The organism is Cupriavidus sp. SW-Y-13, assembly GCF_009793345.1.
Taxonomy (GTDB): domain Bacteria; phylum Pseudomonadota; class Gammaproteobacteria; order Burkholderiales; family Burkholderiaceae; genus Cupriavidus.
Genome location: NZ_WHLX01000002.1, coordinates 1,607,856 through 1,626,157 on the forward strand (window position 1 = coordinate 1,607,856; position 18,302 = coordinate 1,626,157).

The following is an 18,302-nucleotide window of genomic DNA, read 5'->3' on the forward strand; positions in this document are numbered from 1 at the left end:
AATCCAAAGAATCTGCTATTTAATTATCTGACAACCGTGAGCAGAATGTCGCGCTTGTCTCCGTCGGCATCGACGGGTGCCAAAAGCTCATCGCATGTAACTGGAATTCTTCGCATCCTCTCCAACATTTATTGCGACATATCAAAGCGACACCACGCATGCTTCCGGGTCGCCAAGCAAGTACCGCCAATTCCAGTTTGAATCCATCATAATTTGACGATTCACAATCTGATATTCAATCAAATTGTGATTTTCCGTTCATGGTGGAGTATTTTTCCTATGTTCGCGAAAGTACGATTCCTTCGGCGCAGCGTTTCCGATCCGGACGCCGCTACGTTTATGCAAATAAGGACAATTGAGGCATGCCTGCAAAAACCATTCGTGTCGCCCTGGCAGATGATCATCCTCTCGTCGTCACCGCACTGCGCGATTGCCTGCAACGCACGCCCGGTTTCCAGGTGACGTGCGAATGCACCAACGGCAGTGAACTGGTTGGCGCGCTCGCGCAGAATCCGGTCGATGTAGCCGTGACGGACTTCAGCATGGGCTACGGGGACACATCACTGGACGGGTTCAACCTCCTGCGCCGGCTCACACGCCTGTATCCGGAAACGCGCATCGTCATCGTGAGTGCGCAGAACAATGCGGGCGTGGTGACGCGGGCCATGAAACTGGGCGCGCGCGCGTTTGTCAGCAAGGAAGACGAACTCGACGAAATCGTGCGCGCCTGCATCCATGTCACCGTCAGCAGCGGTTACTTCTATTCGCCCTCGATCCGCGCCGTGCTGGATAACGCCGCCACCGTCACGGCACCCACCACGGAACTGACGCTGCGCGAACTTGAGGTGGTGCGGCTCTACGCGCAAGGCTTCCAGCTCAACGATATTGCCAGCAAGCTGGGGCGCTCGGTGAGCACGATATCGAGCCAGAAGACCGTGGCCATGCGCAAGCTCAACGTCCAGACCAATACGGATCTGATCCGCTACGCCTACGAGAATGGATTGATCTGATCGGCCATCATGCAGCAGATCCTTGACCGTACGCAGGAGTCGCTGTCGCAGGCATTCGAGACCCTGGCGGCGAACGCCAGGCGGCAGCAGAAGCTCTATTACGCGACGGTTGCGCTGCTGGTGGCCATCGTGATGGTGGCGGCGCTGCTGCTGGCCGGCCTGGCTGCGGCCCGGCACCTCGACATCCGGCGCGGCCATGTTGCCCAGTACGTGAGCACCATTTCGTTGCAGCTGCAGAGCGAATCCTCGTTCCTGCGCCGCACGGCGCTGACGATCCAGTATTACGCTGCCGCCGCCAGCACGGCCCCGCCCGATCCCACGCTGCTCGCCGACCTGCGGCGCGACGGCATCGCCGTGGCGGCCGACCGGCGCTACGTCATCCTGGTGCCCGCCGCCACCCGCCGCGCACTGGGTAGCCAGTTGCCAGAACGACTGTGGCAACTCCAGCAGATCGCCACCGCCACGCTGACCACCCAGACTGCATTCGGACTCGACCATCTGGCCTATGTGGTGGATGCCGATGCCACCTACGCCATCGTGCTCTCGCCATCGCCGATGACCGATACGGCGCTGGCCCTGCTTGGCGCCGAGCGGCTGGCGGGGCTGCGCGACATTGTTCGCCCCGGGGACAGTGCGCAGCCGCAACCGGACTCGCAACGCTGGCTCGGTCCCATCGACGATCCGATCACCGGACATCGCAGCATGCTGGCCTCCAGCACGGTCTTCACGCACGACGGCAAATCGGTCGTCATGGCCGCGAGTGTGCCCGTGGAGTCGTTCCTGGCAGGGTTGAAACGACCAAGCGACCCGGCGACGCTGCTGCTCGTCGGGCACGATGCCGGGACCATCGACGTCTCGCCGCACATGGTGCCGCAGCAGGCCGAGCGCATCCTGGCACGGGTGCGCCAGGTGCCGGGCGAGTCCATCGACGTGACCGCGCGGGGCCTGCTGCTCAACCAGCCCCTTGGCGACTTCGGGGCACTGGTCTATGCCCTTTCCTACCGCACCCTGCTGGCGGCAATCGTCACGGAACTGCTGATCATCGGTGCCGTGGCCGCCCTGCTGATACTGGCGCTCATCCTGACAGCCCGCTACTGGGACATCCATCTGCTGCGGCGCAGCCATGCGGAAGCGGCCAGGGCGCTCGACAACGAGACCATCAACCACATCCTGGTCAGTGCCACGCCAGTAGGACTCTGCATCGTCCGGCGGCACGACCACCGGATACTGACTTCGAACATGGTGGCGGATACGCTGCTGGGATGCACACAGGACGCGCCCCTGCCTTCTCACATCGCCGATGCCATGCAGGCGCAGCCGGCCATTTCCCAGATCACGGTCCCCGCACACGTGCCCGAGACCGGCCAGTTCCTGTCGATCACGTACGCACCCGTTCGATACCGGGACGAAGACGTGCTGTTCTGCGCCATCCAGGACGTCACGGCGCAGCACCAGCTGGAGCACCAGCTGCGCGCGGCACGCGAGGCAGCCGAATCCATGATGCGCGCGCGCTCCAACTTCTTCGCGTCGATGAGCCACGAGATCCGCACGCCGCTGAACGCGCTGCTCGGCAATCTCGAACTGCTGGCCCGATCCGACGGCATGGCGTCGCAAGCGCCGCGACTGCGCGCGCTCCAGGTAGCCTCGGACGGTCTGCGGCGGATCGTCAACGACATCCTCGACTTCTCGAAGATCGACGCCGGCGAGATGAAGCTCGTCAACGAGCCGTTCCGGCCCATCGACGACCTGGAAAACCTGGCGATGTCCTATGCACCGATGATCGCCAACCGCCCGACGCTTTTCTATGTGCATCTGTCGCCCACGCTCGACACGGCGTTGATTGGTGACCGCACACGCATTGCGCAGATCGTCAGCAACCTGCTCAGCAACGCGTTCAAGTTCACGGCCTGCGGCAAGATCATGCTCAGCGCCGAAGTCGTGACCGATACCGAGGGCCGCAACGTGCTGGTCTGCCGGGTACGGGACTCGGGCATCGGCATGCCGCCAGCGCTCGTGGCGCGGGTCTTCCAGCCCTTTGTGCAGGGCGAGGCCAGTACGTCGGCGCGCTATGGCGGCACGGGGCTGGGCCTGTCGATCTGCGCCCGACTGACCGAGATGATGGGCGGACATATCACGGTCGAAAGCGTCGAAGGCGTGGGCACGGCATTCACCTTCGCGATTCCACTGCCAGCGGCTCCGAACCAGGTGGCCCGGCACGAGTACGAGGTGCATGGCAGCCGTGCCATGATCCTCTGCCAGGAAGCCGAATCGGGCACCATGCTCGGGGCCTGGCTCGAACAGGCCGGATGGCGCGTGCAGACCTTTCACCAACCGGCTGCGGCCCAGGCGTGGCTGCGGAACAATCGCCCTCATATCTTGATGGTGACCGGCGAATACGGTCTGAAGACAGTGGCGGAACTGCGGCAGATCCATCCGGCCCGCGCGGTCTGGATCACGCTCAATGGGCCGGAGCGCGCGGTGAAGCGCCAGGATGGCGTCTTTGAGGTCACGACGTTTTCCCACACGGCCCTGCTCGCCGCGGCAGTCACCGCGCTCGATGACGAGGGCGATGGCGGAGATGAAGACGGCCAGGGCGCCGACGACGACGGCGATATCGCGGAGCGCCCGTTGACCCCGGCGCTTCCCGCCACCGATCTTCATGCCACGCGCCGCACGATACTGGTCGCCGAGGACAACGCGCTGAACCAGACCTTGATCGCGGAACAACTCGAATCGCTGGGCTGGCAACCCACCGTCGTGGGCGACGGCCGGCAGGCGCTTGACACGCTGGCGCAGCACGCCTCGGACATCGACGTCGTACTGACCGACATCCACATGCCCGTGATGGACGGCTATGCGCTGCTCGCGGCCATCCGGGCGAGCTGGCCCGACATGCCGGTACTGGCATTCAGCGCCGTCACGCATAGCGAACAGGCCGGCGAATGGCAGGCGCGCGGATTCACCGGGTATGTGGCAAAGCCGGCCTCGCTCGCCACGCTCGGCGCGGCACTTGGCGCGGTGCGCCCGAAGCAGGCCGCCGTCACCAGCCGGCACGCCGAAGCCGACCCGGACGTTTCCCACGAATCCGCATTGCCGGCCAAGGAGCTGGCCCGATACTGCGGACTCCTGCGTGATCATTTGCAGCAGGACGCGCCTGAACTCGCCAGCATCCTGGTCCGGCGCGACGTGACGGCGCTGCAACACTGGGCCCACCGGTCGGCCGGCGCGTTTCTCGTGGTAGCCGCGCATAGTACGGTGCGCGCGTGCCGCACCGTGGAACGCATTGCCGAAGCGGCAGGCGGAGCCTGGACGCCGGAGCTTGCGGCGGCGGCCGAAACGATGCAGGTGGCCGTCAATCAGTTCCGCGAGGCAGGACACGAGGCGGCACACGACACCTCCGGTGCCACGACGGCCACATAGGGGGGGCGGCGAGTCGGGCGCAGAATCGGCGCCCTCAGGATTTGCGCGCTCAGGCGGGACAGGACGATAATGCGACGCTCAAGCTCCCGCCCCTCCCCGCTTCATGTTGCCTCACCAAGGTCTTCCGCAGCCACAGCGTACCTGGGCCATCCTGACGGTGTTCTGCGGCCTGGTCATGGCCGTACTCGATGGGTCGATTGCCAATATCGCGCTGCCGTCGATCTCCCGCGAACTCCAGTCCGATCCCTCACGAACCATCTGGGTCGTCAACGCCTACCAGTTGACGGTCACCGTATTCCTGCTTCCGCTCTCCTCGCTGGGAGACATTCTTGGCTACAAGCGCGTCTATCGCGTCGGGCTCGCCACGTTCCTGGTGGGGTCGCTGCTGTGCGCGCTGTCCGTCAACCTGCCGATGCTGGTGGCGGCGCGCGTGATCCAGGGGATTGGCGGCGCGGGCATCATGAGCGTCAACACCGCACTGGTGCGCTATATCTACCCGCCGACGAAACTGGGCCGGGGGATCGGCCTCAATGCGCTCATCGTCGGGGTCACCATTGCCATCGGACCGTCGCTCGGCGCCCTGATCCTCGGGTTCGGCAGTTGGCAGTGGCTGTTCGCCGTCAATGTGCCGGTTGCCATCTTCGCGCTGGCCATCTCGAAGCGCGCCCTACCGGAAACACCGGCGGAACCCCACCCGTTCGATTATTCCAGCGCGGTTCTCTCCGCAGTGGTGATCGGCCTGTTCATCCTGGGTCTCGATGGTCTTGGGCACGGCGCGTGGCGGCTGATCGCGGCCGCGAGCCTGGTGTCGTCATTGCTGCTGGGATGGTGGCTGATCCGCCGGCAACGAGGGCGTCCTGCGCCGCTGGTACCGGTTGACCTGTTCAGGAGCCGGGCCTTCGTGCTGGCCGTGGGCACCTCGTTCTGTTCGTTCATGACGCAGATGCTGGCCTTCGTCTCTCTGCCCTTCTACCTCGAATACCAGCTGGGGCGCAGCCTGCAGGAAACCGGGCTGCTGATCACGCCATGGCCGCTGATGGTGGCCCTGATGGCGGCGGTGGCGGGCCGGCTGTCCGATCGGTATCCGGCCAGCATCCTTGCCGGGATGGGACTGGCCATGCTGGCCACGGGTCTTGTTGCGCTATCGCTGCTCGGGCCGGACGCAACGAGCCTCGATATCGCCTGGCGTACCGCACTGTGCGGCATCGGCTTCGGCTTCTTCCAGTCGCCCAACAACCGCGCGATGATCTCGGCCACGCCGCCTGCGCGCAGTGGCGGTGCAAGCGGTGCGCAGGCCACCACTCGCCTGTTGGGACAAACCACGGGCACGGCCGTAGTGGCGCTGCTGTTCAGCCTCGATGCCACGGGCGCGGCGCGCATTGCGCTGTACGTGGCCGCCGCGGTGGCCACCATCGGCGCCGTTGTCAGCCTGAGCCGGCTGCGCATGGCGTCCGCCGGTCAATCCTGACGTCCGCGTTCATCGCGGCGCAGGCGGATTGCCAAGACGCCGCCCACGATGTTCGAGTCTTTCCAGCCGCTCCAGGCGCTGCAGCCAGTGCGCGCCATCGCCTCCGCCATCGGCCCCCTCCGGAAAGGTCAGGCCGCCGTGGCCGCCCGCATCGCTGATGCGGTTATGGTCACCCTCCACGGAAATCACCGTGCACCCCGCCAGCAGGATGCCGGCTGCCGCCATCGTTTGCGCCCATCTCATGGAATACCTCCACGCCCGGGGGCAGGGAAACAAAAACCGGGGAAGGCGCCGCCCTGCCTGGCCGCGTCGTCCCCGGAACCGCTACCGGCTCATCGCCGGTTACTCAGGGTCCCCGTGCCGCTCAGGCCGGACCTTCGTCCAGCCACGGACGGGAGTCGCCGTCATCCACCGTCGAGGTGTACGCGGGATCGCCCGGCTCCTGATCGGCGCCCACCCACCACTTGGCGCGGTACTTGTGCAGTCCCTTGCCCTGGTAGTTGTTGGTCACCTCGGAACCCGCGTCGTAGGCCTGCGGACGCCACGTGCCCTCGCCACCGGAACTACCGCCCGCCAGAATCTGGAGAGTGACGGTATCGGTGTCGTCGTCGCCCGTACCGGCGTCGCCCGTTACCTTCAGCGTGATCTGGATGGTGGTGTCGCGGTCGACGATCGGCGCGTTGGCTGTGACCGAAATCTCGTCGGCGCCGTCGAACGACAGGCCCGGTGCCGTCCACGCATACAGCAGCGGGGCAGGACCGGTGGATTCCACACCAGACAGCTGGATCGGCGCGCCGCTTTCGTACTGCGTGCGGCCCGTGATCTTGGCCACCACGTCGCCCGGTTCGTCCTCGCCCGGCACCACGGTCAGGAAGATGGCGCTCTGGTTGGTCTCGGCGCCATCGTTCACCGTCAGCTTGACCCAGTAGTCGGTCACGGCACTGACGGTCGGCGCGGTGCCTTCCACCAGTTGGGCGGTGCTGTTATGGAACGGCAGGTCCGGCGCGTCCCACAGGTAGGTCAGCGCATGGCCGTCCGGATCGAACGATGCCTCGGCAGACAGCCCGTACGGCGTGCCGGACTCCAGCAGCACCGTGATACGCGAAGTAGGCGGCTGGTTGGTCTTGGTCTTGACCTTGAACGTCTGGCTGGCCGTGGCCGTACGACCCGCTTCGTCCGTGACGGTCAGCGTTACCGTGTAGGTGTGCTCGGGCGGGCCAACGATGCCCTCGGCCACCGGGCCCGTCCAGCCATCGAGGAACTGCAGGCCCGTGGCGCCCCACTTGTACGTCAGGCCGTTGCCGATCGAACGCAGCGCGGAGAACTTGACCGAATCGCCGACAAAGGCTTCCGTGGGACCCTCGATCACGGCCACGGGCGGCTTGTCCTGGTCTTCCACGTTGATGCCGTTGAAGTAGAACGGCTCCATGTCCACCACCTCTTGCGTCGGCGTGGCGCCCAGCCCTTCCCGCGCGGCGTTCAGCAGCACGCCGCTGTCCATGTCGATGGTCCACGTGAACAGCCCGCCCAGGTTGTTCTCCAGTACGTAGCGGCCCTTCTCGCGCACCGAGCGCGGTGTGTCGATCGACAGGAACAACTCGCTCTCGGCGTTGTAGAGGTAGTCGGCGTCGGCCACCGTGTCCGTGTACACGTTGAAGCCGTTGATGCCTGACTTGGCCTCGAGGTCGAGGTAGTTGTACAGGATGTCGTAGAACTCGGTGGCGCCCGATTCGTACGTACCCGTGGTCGTGCCTGCGCCTCGGTCGTAGGTACCCGCCAATGGCGACCATGACGACACCACGGCACCGCGTCCGCTGCGGCTGTAGGCGGCATAGCCCACGAAGATGTTCCGCGACGGCACGCCCTCGCCCAGCAGGTATTGCACCGCGCGGTCGATACTGAAACCTTCCGGATCGTCGAGGTCGAGATCGTACAGGTTGGTGTGGTGGGCCAGCTTCGGCGCCCAGGGGGTGCCGAAGAAATCGTAGGTCATCAGGTTGATGCCCTCGACCCCCGCAGCCAGCATGCCCGGGATGTCGGCCGCGATCAGCGTGGCGTGGGCCGCGCCGGTGGCAATGCTCACGCGCACGTGGGGCAGGCGCTGCTTGATGCCGCGCACCAGATGCTGGAAGTTCGTCGCATCGGCCGGGCCATGCGGATTGCCCGCACCGGGCATGCCGGGGTATTCCCAGTCAAGGTCCACCTCGGTGAACATCGGGAAGCGGTCAAAGATGTACGCCAGGCTCTCGATCAGCGTCTGGCGCCTGGTGGCGTCGGCCGCCACCTCGTGGAACGCGCCGCTCATGGTCCAGCCGCCCAGGCTGAACGACAACTTCAGCTTGGGATTCTGCTTCTTGAGCTTGGCCAGCCCGCCCAGCACGCCCTGCGCCTTGGCCTCGTTGAACAGGTCCTTGTAGTCATTGCTGACCCAGCCCGTAAAACCGACGTTGCGGAACGACGCCACATCGCCCCACGCATCGGTGAAGGTGGCCTCATTGAGTTTCTTGCCGAAGTCCACGGCTGCCTGGTCGATCGTGAAGCGCTTCTCGCCCTGGTCGCCCACGATGCCCGCAAAGCCAATGATCAGGCGGTCGTAGGCCGAAGCGTCCAGCAGCATCAGGTCCGTGCCACGGCCGGCTGCCGAGTTGGCGAAATTGCCATCGAGACGGCCGTCGTATTGCGACCAGTCGGTGTAGTAGCCGAACACTTCGGTGCTGTTCTGCGTCGTGCCGTACTTGTTGTACACGCGCTTGGCCACGCGCGTGGACGTGTACGAGAAGTCGTTGACTTCCGTGGCCGGATCGAAGCTGTTCTGCTGGTAGGTCTTGTCCGACGCGCCTTTCGAAGCCGGAATCGAAGGATCGCCGGGATCGCCGTCGTAGACCAGCTTGCTGTTCGTGCGTCCGCTCTGCAACGCATTGCGGCGGCCCGCGAAACGGCTGCGCACCGGGCGCGCCGGCGCGGGATCGCTGGGATCTCCGCTCCGGAACACGCGCGATGCCAGGCCGACCCGAGGCTGGGTGGCCTGACCTGCCGGCTGCTTGCTGCTGTTACCAGATTTCTTTGTCATGACGTCTGTCCTTGCAGATTGATTTGGCGCCGCCGGTGCGCCACGGCATTTGCTCGAAAGATCGCAGCCGGCGACGGAATGCATCTTTCCGATTTCGCCGCTGCATTGACATGGATACGGCATGGAATATCGACGGTGACAAGTTATCCATCGATCCGCAGGCGGCAATCGACAGCCACGCGTCGGTTATCTCGATTTTCGGCACGCGCCATTTCACGGAATATGGGACACCCCGGATCCATGCGGAAAATGGAAAACGTGGATAGCGGAAAATCCATCGCTACTGCAATGACAGAAACGTCGACATACCCGATTGGGTTATGATGAAGCGCCTTCCGCGCTGACAGTATTCAATTCCGTCAAATCATCATGTTGTGACATTCGGCCAATGCGCGAGGCATTTCTGTTTGCACCAGAGATGACAAGCACCCCGGGCGGTAGATTGTTTCGCGAATGCGGAATATTCCAGGAGAGCCGAGCATTAAGCTGTCACCCGAGCGGGTCAGATACGGACGGAAATATCTTCCATGGGAGCTATTTCTGCGTATCGATACGCTTGTCGTCCATCGATGACGACATGGGGTGAGACGAAATGATCCGGAATGGCGACTCGGTTTTTTTTGATTGGGAAACGGACCGCGTATTACGTGGAGGTGTGGAAGCCAAGATAACGGGACAGCAGAAAAAACTGCTACGGCTGCTGGTGGAAGGAAAAGCGCCCGTTAAATCGCGGGATTATCTCTTGAAAGGAGTATGGGGAAAACGCGCAGCACTGGTTGACGAACTTTATCTCGTGCAACTGGTGTACCGCTTGCGCAAGGCGCTGAGTCCCGTCAGCCTGGATGCCCACATCGTGACCGTGCCGCGTCAGGGCTACCGGTTTCTTCCGGTGGCGTACACCACCACGGTGTCGCCGCCGCCTCCCGATCTGATTGCCGAGCCGGAATCGGGTCTGGAACAGGCGCGCGGCCTGGCGCACGTGCTGGCGCGGCTTGGCATGCCGATTTGCTCATCGCCATCTCTTGCTGCGTTCGCAGATAACGACGACACCATGCATATCGACGAGATGCAGGGCATCGTGTCGTTCAACGGCATTGTCGCCAAGTTGACGCGCTTCGAGTTGCGGCTGCTGATCGTGCTCAAGGATCATGGCGAGGCGGTCATGTCCAGGACGCAGATTATTGCCTCGGTCTGGGGCCCCGAGGCGATGGTCGACGAGAACTGCCTGACGCAACTCGTCTCCAGGCTCCGACGGGCGCTCCATCCATTGGGGCTGGATACCTGTGTGTCCGCAGTACCCAAGATCGGCTACCGCTTTCGTTCCCAGACTGGCTCGGCGGCGCGTACGTTCTGAGTGGTAGCGCGACTGCCTTCGCGCTATTCCGTCCGCATTCCAGCAGATTTCCGCCATGCCGCTCAGCGGTCCGGCGAAAATCCGCTTCATCGTGACGCCACTACTCAGCCTTGGCGCCCGAGTCCTTCACCACCTTGGCCCATTTGGCGATCTCGCTGCGTTGATACTCAGCCAGTTTCTCGGGCGTACCCAGCACGGGGTCAAGCCCGATGGTCTTGAGCTTGGCCTGGACATCGGGCAGCGTGAAAATGCGGTTGAGTTCCGTATTGAGCTTTGCCACGACATCCTTGGGCGTATTGGCTGGCGCAAATACCGCGAACCACGACGTGGCGTCATAGCCAGGCAAGCCCTGCTCGGCAATCGTCGGAATATCCGGCGCCGATGCCGAGCGCTGCGCGCTTGTCACACCCAACGCGCGCAGCTTGCCCTCCTTCACCACCGGCAGTGCCGACGGCAGGTTGTCGAACATCATCGTGATGTGTCCGCCCAGCAGGTCCGGAATGGCCATCGCACGGCCCTTGTATGGCACGTGCGTGATCTTGGTCCCGGCCATCGTATTGAACAGTTCGCCCGCCACATGCAGCGAGGTGCCGACGCCCGGCGTACCAAACGTCAGTTGACCCGGTTTCGACTTGGCCAGCGCAATCAGTTCCTGCACGTTTTTCGCCGGCACCGAAGGATGCACCACCAGCACGTTCGGGGTGGATGCCAGCAGGATGACCGGCACGAAGTCCTTCACCATGTCGTACGGCATCTTGCTGTAGAGCGCGCCGTTGATCGAGTGTGTGCCCACCGTGCCGAGCGCCAGCGTATAGCCATCGGGCGGGGCCTTGGCCACAGCCTCGGCGCCAATGTTGCCGCCAGCGCCGGGCTTGTTGTCCACCACGATGGGCTGGCCGAGGCCGGTCTTCTCGGAGACGATGCGCGCGAGGATGTCCGGCGCCCCGCCGCTCGGAAAGCCCACCACGATGCGCATGGGCTTGTTCGGATAGGCATCGCTGGCCAGCACGGCAGGGGCCCACGTCGATGCAGCCGTAGTGGCTGCCGCAGCGGCCAGCATCCCCAGCACCTGCCGGCGCCGGAACATTCGATCACGCATGGTCTGTCTCCTGAATCTTTCTTATGGATGGGTGAAACCGGTACTACGTGCTACACGACGGTATTGCCGAACTCCTTGGTGACCTGATCCTGCAGACGGCGCATGCCGCGCAGCCAGCGATCATAATCCTGACCCTTGCGGCGATAGTATTCGAGTACCTCGGGATGCGGCAGGATCAGGAAGCTCTCGCTGGCCACGCCTTCCAGCGTCTTCTCGGCAACGTGCTCGGCCGTCACCGATCCGGCCTGCAGGAACCCCTTGCGCTCGCCTTCTTCGCCGAACAGCATCTTGGTCTGCACCCCTTGCGGGCAGATGCAGCTCACCTTGATGCCCTGCTCGCCGTAGGTGATCGACAGCCACTCGGCAAAGCCGATTGCCGCATGCTTGGTTACCGCGTACGGGGCCGAGCCGATCTGCGAAAGCAGCCCCGCCGCAGACACCGTGTTGATGAAGTAGCCGTCGCCGCGCTCCAGCATCTGCGGCAGCACCGCCTTGGCCGCATGGATATGCGCCATCACATTGATTTCCCAGATACGCTGCCAGTCGTCCGCCGTCGCCTCCAGCCCCTTGCGCAGGATGATGCCGGCATTCGAGCAGAAGATGTCCACCTGGCCGAAGCGCCGGGTCGCTACATCCACCAGCCCCTGCACGGCTTCCGCATCGGCCACATCCACCCGTTGCGCAAAGACCCGGCACTCGGGCGCGGCCTCGGCAGCTTCGGCGGCCACGCGGGCAGCGCCCGCTTCGTCCAGGTCGGCCACGGCCACGCCGCTTGCACCCGCGCGTGCAAAGGCCAGCACCAGTGCGCGGCCAATGCCGGTACCGCCCCCGGTCACGATCACTGTCTTGTTGCGAACTTCCATCATCGTCTCCTGTTCATGTTCAAGTTGAGTGTTCGGCTACGCTGGCTGCCATAGCCGCGAGGCCAGCGTGGCCGCCAGCTCGCGGATACGCGGCCCGAGATTGCCTTCCAGAATTTCCGGCGACAGCCGCGTCGAGGCGCCACCTACGTTGACGGCCAGCACTTCCGAGCCGTCGGGCAGGCACACTGGCGCTGCGGCGCCGCTGACCGAGCGATCCCATTCCGCATGCGCCACGCAGAAACCTCGGCGCGCATGCTCGCGCAGCGCACGCTCCACCTTGGTACGCACGCCGGGCCAACGCGAGCCATGCTGCCGCTCCAGTTCCGCGAGCACCGCCGCGCGCCGCACCGCAGGCAAGCCAGCGAGCCATGCGCGGCCCATTGCCGACGTGGCCATCGGCAGACGCGAACCGGGCGTCAACCGCATCACCAGCGCGCCGCGCGGCTGGCACACCTCCAGGTAGAGCATGTCGTGCCGGTCCGGTACGGCCAACGCCACCGTGCATCCGGTGGCAAACGCCAGCGACTGCATCAACGGCTGCGCCACCTGCCGAATGCCGGCGCCGGACAAGTATCGCTGGCCGGGCACCATGGCACCTTGACCTATCCGGTACTTCTCCTGGCTCTCCACGTAAACCAGATAACCGAGCGTGGCCAGCGTGTAGGTGAGCCGCGACACCGTGGGACGGGGAATACCCGTACGCCGCGACAACTCGGCATTCCCAAGATAGTCATCATCGGGGCCGAAGGCGCGCAGAAGATCGAGTCCACGCGCCAGCGCGGTGACGAAATTACGGTCCTCGCCATCCACGGGCACGGCATTGCCCCACGGCAATGCGGCGTTGGCGGGTTGTGGAATCGAGGTCGTCCGTTTCATGAGCGATTGATATCAGTTTCCATGCCCGCCCACGTCCGCTATTCAAGGAAAACATAGGGGTCATAGGCGCTGTAAATATGCGCGCGGACGCGCACCTCCAGACGCGCGATCAGGCCACTTGCACGCTGAAATCAGGGAATACACCGACGATGTACGGTACTTCGCGGTCGCCCTATTTCGCGTATCGGAATAGTACGTCCGATTGCTTGACGCTTGCCAAAACGCTATGCAAAGTCGCCTCAAACGAAAACGAACGACCGTGCGAGAACGACACGGCGACAGAGACCGCAGCGGGTGCCGTCACGGCAACCCCACGCAAGGAGACAGCGCATGGCATTGTTTTTCCAGCAGTTCCTCAATGGCCTCACGCTCGGCGGCGTCTATAGCCTGGTGGCATTGGGGTTGACCCTCGTCTACGGCATCCTGCACGTACCCAACTTCGCGCACGGTGCGTTCTACATGGCGGGCGCCTATGTGTCGTACTACGCAATGACCACGCTCGGCCTCAACTACTGGCTGGCCATGCTGGCCGCCGCCGTGGTGGTGGCCGTGCTGTCGATGCTGGCCGACCGGCTGGTCTTTCATCCGCTGCGCAATGCGCCCGAGGTGCACGACATGATTGCCGCCATCGGCATTCTGCTGTTCCTCGAAGCGGGTGCGCAGGCGCTGTGGGGAGCGGACTTCCACCGCATGCCCACGCCGTACGGCCAGATGGTGGAACTGTTCGGCCTGACCGCGCCGCTGCAGCGTCTGCTGATCATCGTGGCCGCGTTCGGGCTGATGGTGCTGCTGCATCTCTTCCTCACGCGCACGGTCACCGGCTCGACGATCGTTGCCATGGCACAGAACCGTGAAGGTGCCGCGCTCGTCGGCATCGACGCCACGCGCGTCACGCTGCTTGTCTTCGCCATCTCGGGCGCACTGGCCGCGATCGCCGCCACGCTCTACGCACCGATCAACCTGGTCTACCCGAGCATGGGCAACCTGGTCATTACCAAGGCGTTCGTGATCATCATCCTCGGCGGCATGGGCAGCATTCCCGGCGCCATCGTGGGCGGACTGATCATCGGCATGGCCGAGAGTTTTGGCGGGTTCTATATCTCGACCGACTACAAGGACATCATCGCCTTCCTGCTGCTTGTGATCATCCTGTCGGTGCGTCCGCAGGGCCTGTTCGCCAGCAAGGCCGCCTGAGGAGAACACACATGAAAGCCATTCAGGGAAAGGCTGGCTGGATCCTGCTGCTGGCCGCTGCCATCGCGTTTCCGCTACTCGTGCCGAACAGTTACTTCCTGTCGGTGATGACGCTGGCGTTCATCACTGCCATCGCTACGCTCGGACTCAATCTTCTGACCGGCTATACCGGCCAGCTCAACCTCGCGCACGGCGGCTTCATGGCCATTGGCGCCTATACGCTGGGCATCCTTACGGTCGATCACCAGATGCCCTTCTGGCTGGCCTTCGTGCTCGCGCCCATGATCTGCATGGTGCTGGGCTACGTGGTGGGCGTGGTCTCGTTGCGGCTCAAGGGACACTACTTCTCGATCTTCACGCTCTGCGTGGGCTACATCATCTATCTCCTCATCGAGAAATGGGAAAGCCTGACGCACGGCGCCGTGGGCCTGATCGGCATTCCGGTGCCGGCCGCAGTGGGTCCGCTCGTATTCGATAACGTGCAGAGCCAGTACTACCTCGTGCTGTTCTTCCTGGCCGTCGGCACGTTCGTCATGCATCGCATCGTCAGTTCCCTGCTGGGCCGCAGCTTCCTGGCCGTGCGCAACAGCGATGCGCTGGCCGAAGCGCTCGGCATCAACCTGATGCGCACCAAGGTACTGTCGTTCGTGCTGTCGGTGGGCTATGCCGGCCTGGCCGGTGCGCTCTACGCAGGGCAAGTGCGATTTCTCGGGCCCGATATCGCGCGTACCGACTACACGTTCGACATGGTGATGTCGATGCTGGTGGGCGGCACCGGCACGCTGCTCGGCCCGCTGCTTGGCGCGGTGCTCGTACCGTGGGTCACGCAGACGCTGCAGTTCCTGCAGGACTACCGCATGCTGGTGTTCGGCCCGGTGCTGATCCTGCTGATCATCTTCGTGCCCGACGGTATCGTGGGCACCTTCCTCAAACGCCAGGCGCGCCGCGCCGCCGCGCAACGCCGTGGCCAGATGGCGGCTTCGCGCCCCGCGCAGCCCGCGCCCGTCGCCACCACCCGTCCGGGAGCCGAGAATGCTTGAAGTCCGCAACCTGACCCGGAAGTTCGGCGGCCTCACCGCCGTCAACGATGTCTCCATCACGTTCGAGGCTGGCCATATCAACGCGATCATCGGCCCCAACGGTGCCGGCAAGACCACGTTCTTCAACCTGATTGCGGGCACGCATGCGCCGACATCGGGCCAGATCCTGTTCAAGGGCCACGACGTGGCCGGCCTGCGCGCCGACCAGATCGCCCGGCTCGGCGTGGCGCGTACGTTCCAGGCCACGGCGCTGTTCGACCGCGCCACGGTGCTCGACAACCTGATCGTCGGTCATCGCCTGCGCACCACGTCGAACCTGGTCGATGTGCTGTTCAACACGCGACGTCTGCGCGAGGAAGAAAGGCTGTGCCGCGAAAAGGCCGAGGAAGCGCTCGACTTCGTGGGGCTGTCGCACCTGGCCCATGAAGTCGCCGCCGATATCACGCAGGAGGCGCGCAAGCGCGTGGCCTTTGCGCTGGCACTCGCGACCGATCCGGAACTGCTGCTGCTCGATGAGCCCGCAGGTGGCGTGAATCCCGAGGAGACCGTGGGCCTGGCCGAACTGATTCGCAAGATGGTGCGTCACGGCAAGACCGTCTGCCTGATCGAACACAAGATGGACATGATCATGCGGCTGGCCGACAAGATCATGGTGCTCAACTACGGCGAGAAGATTGCCGAAGGCACGCCCGCGCAAGTGCAGCAGGACCCGCGCGTTATCGAAGCCTATCTGGGAGCCGACCATGTTGCAGCTTGAACGCGTCTCGCTGTCGTACGGCAGCTTCCGCGCCCTCGACAATATTTCGCTGCATGCCAAGGCCGGCGAACTGGTGGTGCTGCTCGGCGCCAACGGCGCGGGCAAGAGCTCGATCTTTCTTGCGATGAGCGGCATCCATCGCACCAGCGGCGGTAGCATGCGCTTTGACGGGCGCGAACTGAGCGGCATGAAGCCATCGCAGATCGTGCAGGCGGGACTTGTGCACTGCCCCGAGGGACGCAAGCTGTTCCCGGCCATGACCGTGGAGAAGAACCTGACGCTGGGCGCGTACGTGCATCGCCGCGACAAGAGCGCCATCCGGAGCACGCTCGAAGAGGTCTACGAGATGTTCCCGATCCTGCAGCAGAAGAAGGACGATCCGGCTGGCTCGCTGTCCGGTGGGCAGCAGCAGATGGTGGCACTGGGCCGCGCGCTGATGGGCCGCCCGCGCGCACTGCTGCTCGACGAACCGTCACTGGGTCTGGCACCGCTGGTGGTCAAGCAGATGTTCGAGGTGATCCAGCGCATCAACCGCGCGGGCACCACGGTACTACTGGCCGAACAGAACGCCTACGCTGCACTCGGCATCGCGCACCGCGCATACGTGATCGAAAACGGCCGCATCGTGATGGAGGGTGATCGCGATGCGCTGTTGAAGGATGAGGGGGTGAGGAAGGCGTATATCGGGGGGTAGTTGTTTTCCCTCCGCTTGTGTGACTCCCCTCTCCCGCCAAGCGGGAGAGGGGTTGGGGGAGAGGGCCGGAAGTTCTGCTTGCCGACATTGGCAGTTTGAACTGCTTACCCTCTCCCCCGCCCCTCTCCCGCGTGCGGGAGAGGGGAGAAAGCCATCAGCAAAATACAAAACATCGACAGGAGACAGCACATGCAAACCAAATCACTGGGTCGTTTCTTCACATTGGCCGCATGCGCGGCAGCAGCATTCATCGCATCCTCACCCGCGCTGGCGCAGGAAGTGGTCAAGATCGGCTACACCGGCCCGCTGTCGGGCGGCGCCGCGTTGTATGGCAAGAATGTGCTGTCGGGTATTCAGATGGCCGTTGACGAGATCAACGCCAGCGGCTTGCAAGTGAGTGGCAAGAAGGTGAAGCTCGAAGTGGTGGCGCTCGACGACAAGTACGCGCCGGCCGAGGCTGCCATCAATGCACGCCGACTGGTGCAGCAGCACAAGACGCCGGCTGTCTTCGTGCCGCACTCGGGTGGCATCTTCGCGCTGCAGGCGTTCAACGAGCAGGAGAAATTCCTGGTCATGGCCTATTCGAGCGTGCCGCGCATCACCGACGCCGGCAACAAGCTCACGATCCGTATCCCGCCGGCCTACACGGGCTACATCGAGCCGTTCGTCAAGGCGCAGATGAAGCGCTATGGCAAGAACGTGGCGCTGGTGCCAGCCGACCACGACTACGCCAAGGCCTGGGTCCAGGCATTCGTGCCGGCGTGGGAAGGTGCGGGCGGCAAGGTGGTGGGCAACAATCCGATGTCGTACACCAAGGCTACCGACTTCTACACCGGCGTGTCGCGCGCCATCGCCGACAAACCCGATGTGATGTTCGTGGGCGGCCCGTCGGAGCCGACCGCACTGGTGGTCAAGCAGGCACGTGAACTCGGCTTCAAGGGCGGCTTCATCATCATGGACCAGGCCAAGATGGACGAGATGTCGCGCGTGACCAATGGCCTGGCGTTGCTCGAAGGCTCGATCGGCGTGATGCCGCTGGTCAACGACGCCCGTCCGATGGCACAGGCCTACAACGCGCGCTACAAGAAGCTGCACGATGGCCGCGATGCCACCACGGAGATGTCGCTGAACTACACGATGACGTGGGCGCTGGCCAATGCAATGAAGCTCGCTGGCACCACGACCGATTCGGCTGCCATCCGCGCCAAGATGCCCGACGCGATGAAGGCGCTGCCGAAGGAAGTGAATCCGAACGAAGTGGAGGGTATCGACGCCAAGGGCGGTTCGGTGGCCGACACCGTGGTGGGCTGGGTGCAGAAGGGCAAGATCGAGCCGGTGCGCCTGTCTGAACTGGCGAAGTGATTTGCCAGTGATGCACGGCTGAAGAACAGAGAGGCGGAGGGGGAGATGTACCCTGCTGGCGGGTTAGCCAGTGCAGTAGCAATCGCAACATCAGC

The 18,302-nt window shown here is 63.9% G+C and carries 15 protein-coding genes; 10 read left to right on the plus strand and 5 right to left on the minus strand.

Annotated elements, in window-relative coordinates:
- The first annotated feature begins 362 nt into the window (after window positions 1–362).
- From GA566_RS22775 to GA566_RS22785, 3 genes are all read left to right on the plus strand, one after another.
- Window positions 363–1,010, plus strand: a complete 648-nt coding sequence (locus tag GA566_RS22775) for a response regulator transcription factor (protein ID WP_137924520.1) — start codon at window positions 363–365, stop codon at window positions 1,008–1,010.
- A gap of 9 nt (window positions 1,011–1,019) precedes the next feature.
- Window positions 1,020–4,430: an ATP-binding protein gene (locus GA566_RS22780; protein WP_160474101.1), complete on the plus strand. Its 3,411-nt coding sequence runs from the start codon at window positions 1,020–1,022 to the stop codon at window positions 4,428–4,430.
- Between the two features lie 103 nt (window positions 4,431–4,533).
- On the plus strand, window positions 4,534–5,898 hold the full coding sequence (locus GA566_RS22785) for an MFS transporter (RefSeq protein WP_160474102.1): 1,365 nt from the start codon (window positions 4,534–4,536) through the stop codon (window positions 5,896–5,898).
- Window positions 5,899–5,907: 9 nt separating this feature from the next.
- Here the strand turns inward: GA566_RS22785 and GA566_RS22790 are convergent, their stop codons facing one another.
- Complete coding sequence (locus GA566_RS22790) at window positions 5,908–6,141, minus strand: hypothetical protein (RefSeq protein WP_160474103.1); 234 nt, start codon at window positions 6,139–6,141, stop codon at window positions 5,908–5,910.
- A 121-nt stretch (window positions 6,142–6,262) separates the two neighbouring features.
- The gene (locus tag GA566_RS22795; RefSeq protein ID WP_137924524.1) at window positions 6,263–8,968 is read right to left on the minus strand and encodes a glycoside hydrolase family 18 protein; all 2,706 of its coding nucleotides are present in this window, start codon (window positions 8,966–8,968) and stop codon (window positions 6,263–6,265) included.
- Window positions 8,969–8,979: 11 nt separating this feature from the next.
- Between GA566_RS22795 and GA566_RS22800 the strand changes: the two genes are divergently transcribed.
- Both GA566_RS22800 and GA566_RS22805 read left to right on the plus strand, forming a co-directional pair.
- Window positions 8,980–9,234: a hypothetical protein gene (locus tag GA566_RS22800; RefSeq protein ID WP_160474104.1), complete on the plus strand. Its 255-nt coding sequence runs from the start codon at window positions 8,980–8,982 to the stop codon at window positions 9,232–9,234.
- Window positions 9,235–9,560: 326 nt separating this feature from the next.
- The gene (locus GA566_RS22805; RefSeq protein WP_160474105.1) at window positions 9,561–10,322 is read left to right on the plus strand and encodes a transcriptional regulator; all 762 of its coding nucleotides are present in this window, start codon (window positions 9,561–9,563) and stop codon (window positions 10,320–10,322) included.
- 100 nt (window positions 10,323–10,422) lie between these two features.
- Here GA566_RS22805 and GA566_RS22810 read toward each other — a convergent pair whose 3' ends face one another.
- The 3 genes from GA566_RS22810 to GA566_RS22820 are packed head-to-tail and all read right to left on the minus strand — an operon-like array spanning window position 10,423 to window position 13,160.
- Complete coding sequence (locus GA566_RS22810) at window positions 10,423–11,421, minus strand: tripartite tricarboxylate transporter substrate binding protein (RefSeq protein WP_137924526.1); 999 nt, start codon at window positions 11,419–11,421, stop codon at window positions 10,423–10,425.
- A gap of 50 nt (window positions 11,422–11,471) precedes the next feature.
- Window positions 11,472–12,284 carry an SDR family oxidoreductase gene (locus GA566_RS22815; protein WP_160474106.1) on the minus strand — a complete coding sequence of 271 codons (813 nt, stop codon included), beginning with the start codon at window positions 12,282–12,284 and terminating at the stop codon, window positions 11,472–11,474.
- 36 nt (window positions 12,285–12,320) lie between these two features.
- Window positions 12,321–13,160, minus strand: a complete 840-nt coding sequence (locus tag GA566_RS22820) for an IclR family transcriptional regulator (protein WP_137924527.1) — start codon at window positions 13,158–13,160, stop codon at window positions 12,321–12,323.
- 330 nt (window positions 13,161–13,490) lie between these two features.
- Here GA566_RS22820 and GA566_RS22825 point away from each other — a divergent pair, with 330 nt between their 5' ends.
- The 5 genes from GA566_RS22825 to GA566_RS22845 all read left to right on the plus strand — a co-directional run bounded on the left by GA566_RS22825 (window position 13,491) and on the right by GA566_RS22845 (window position 18,207).
- Window positions 13,491–14,354 (plus strand): branched-chain amino acid ABC transporter permease, encoded by an 864-nt coding sequence (locus tag GA566_RS22825; protein WP_137924528.1) that lies wholly within the window; start codon window positions 13,491–13,493, stop codon window positions 14,352–14,354.
- Between the two features lie 11 nt (window positions 14,355–14,365).
- The gene (locus tag GA566_RS22830) at window positions 14,366–15,394 is read left to right on the plus strand and encodes a branched-chain amino acid ABC transporter permease (protein ID WP_137924529.1); all 1,029 of its coding nucleotides are present in this window, start codon (window positions 14,366–14,368) and stop codon (window positions 15,392–15,394) included.
- Window positions 15,387–16,151, plus strand: coding sequence for an ABC transporter ATP-binding protein (locus tag GA566_RS22835; RefSeq protein ID WP_160474107.1), 765 nt, complete (start codon window positions 15,387–15,389; stop codon window positions 16,149–16,151). The genes GA566_RS22830 and GA566_RS22835 overlap by 8 nt, the downstream gene beginning before the upstream one ends.
- Window positions 16,138–16,845, plus strand: a complete 708-nt coding sequence (locus GA566_RS22840) for an ABC transporter ATP-binding protein (protein ID WP_160474108.1) — start codon at window positions 16,138–16,140, stop codon at window positions 16,843–16,845. The genes GA566_RS22835 and GA566_RS22840 overlap by 14 nt, the downstream gene beginning before the upstream one ends.
- 189 nt (window positions 16,846–17,034) lie before the next feature.
- Window positions 17,035–18,207 carry an ABC transporter substrate-binding protein gene (locus GA566_RS22845; protein ID WP_160474109.1) on the plus strand — a complete coding sequence of 391 codons (1,173 nt, stop codon included), beginning with the start codon at window positions 17,035–17,037 and terminating at the stop codon, window positions 18,205–18,207.
- Window positions 18,208–18,302 lie beyond the last annotated feature (95 nt).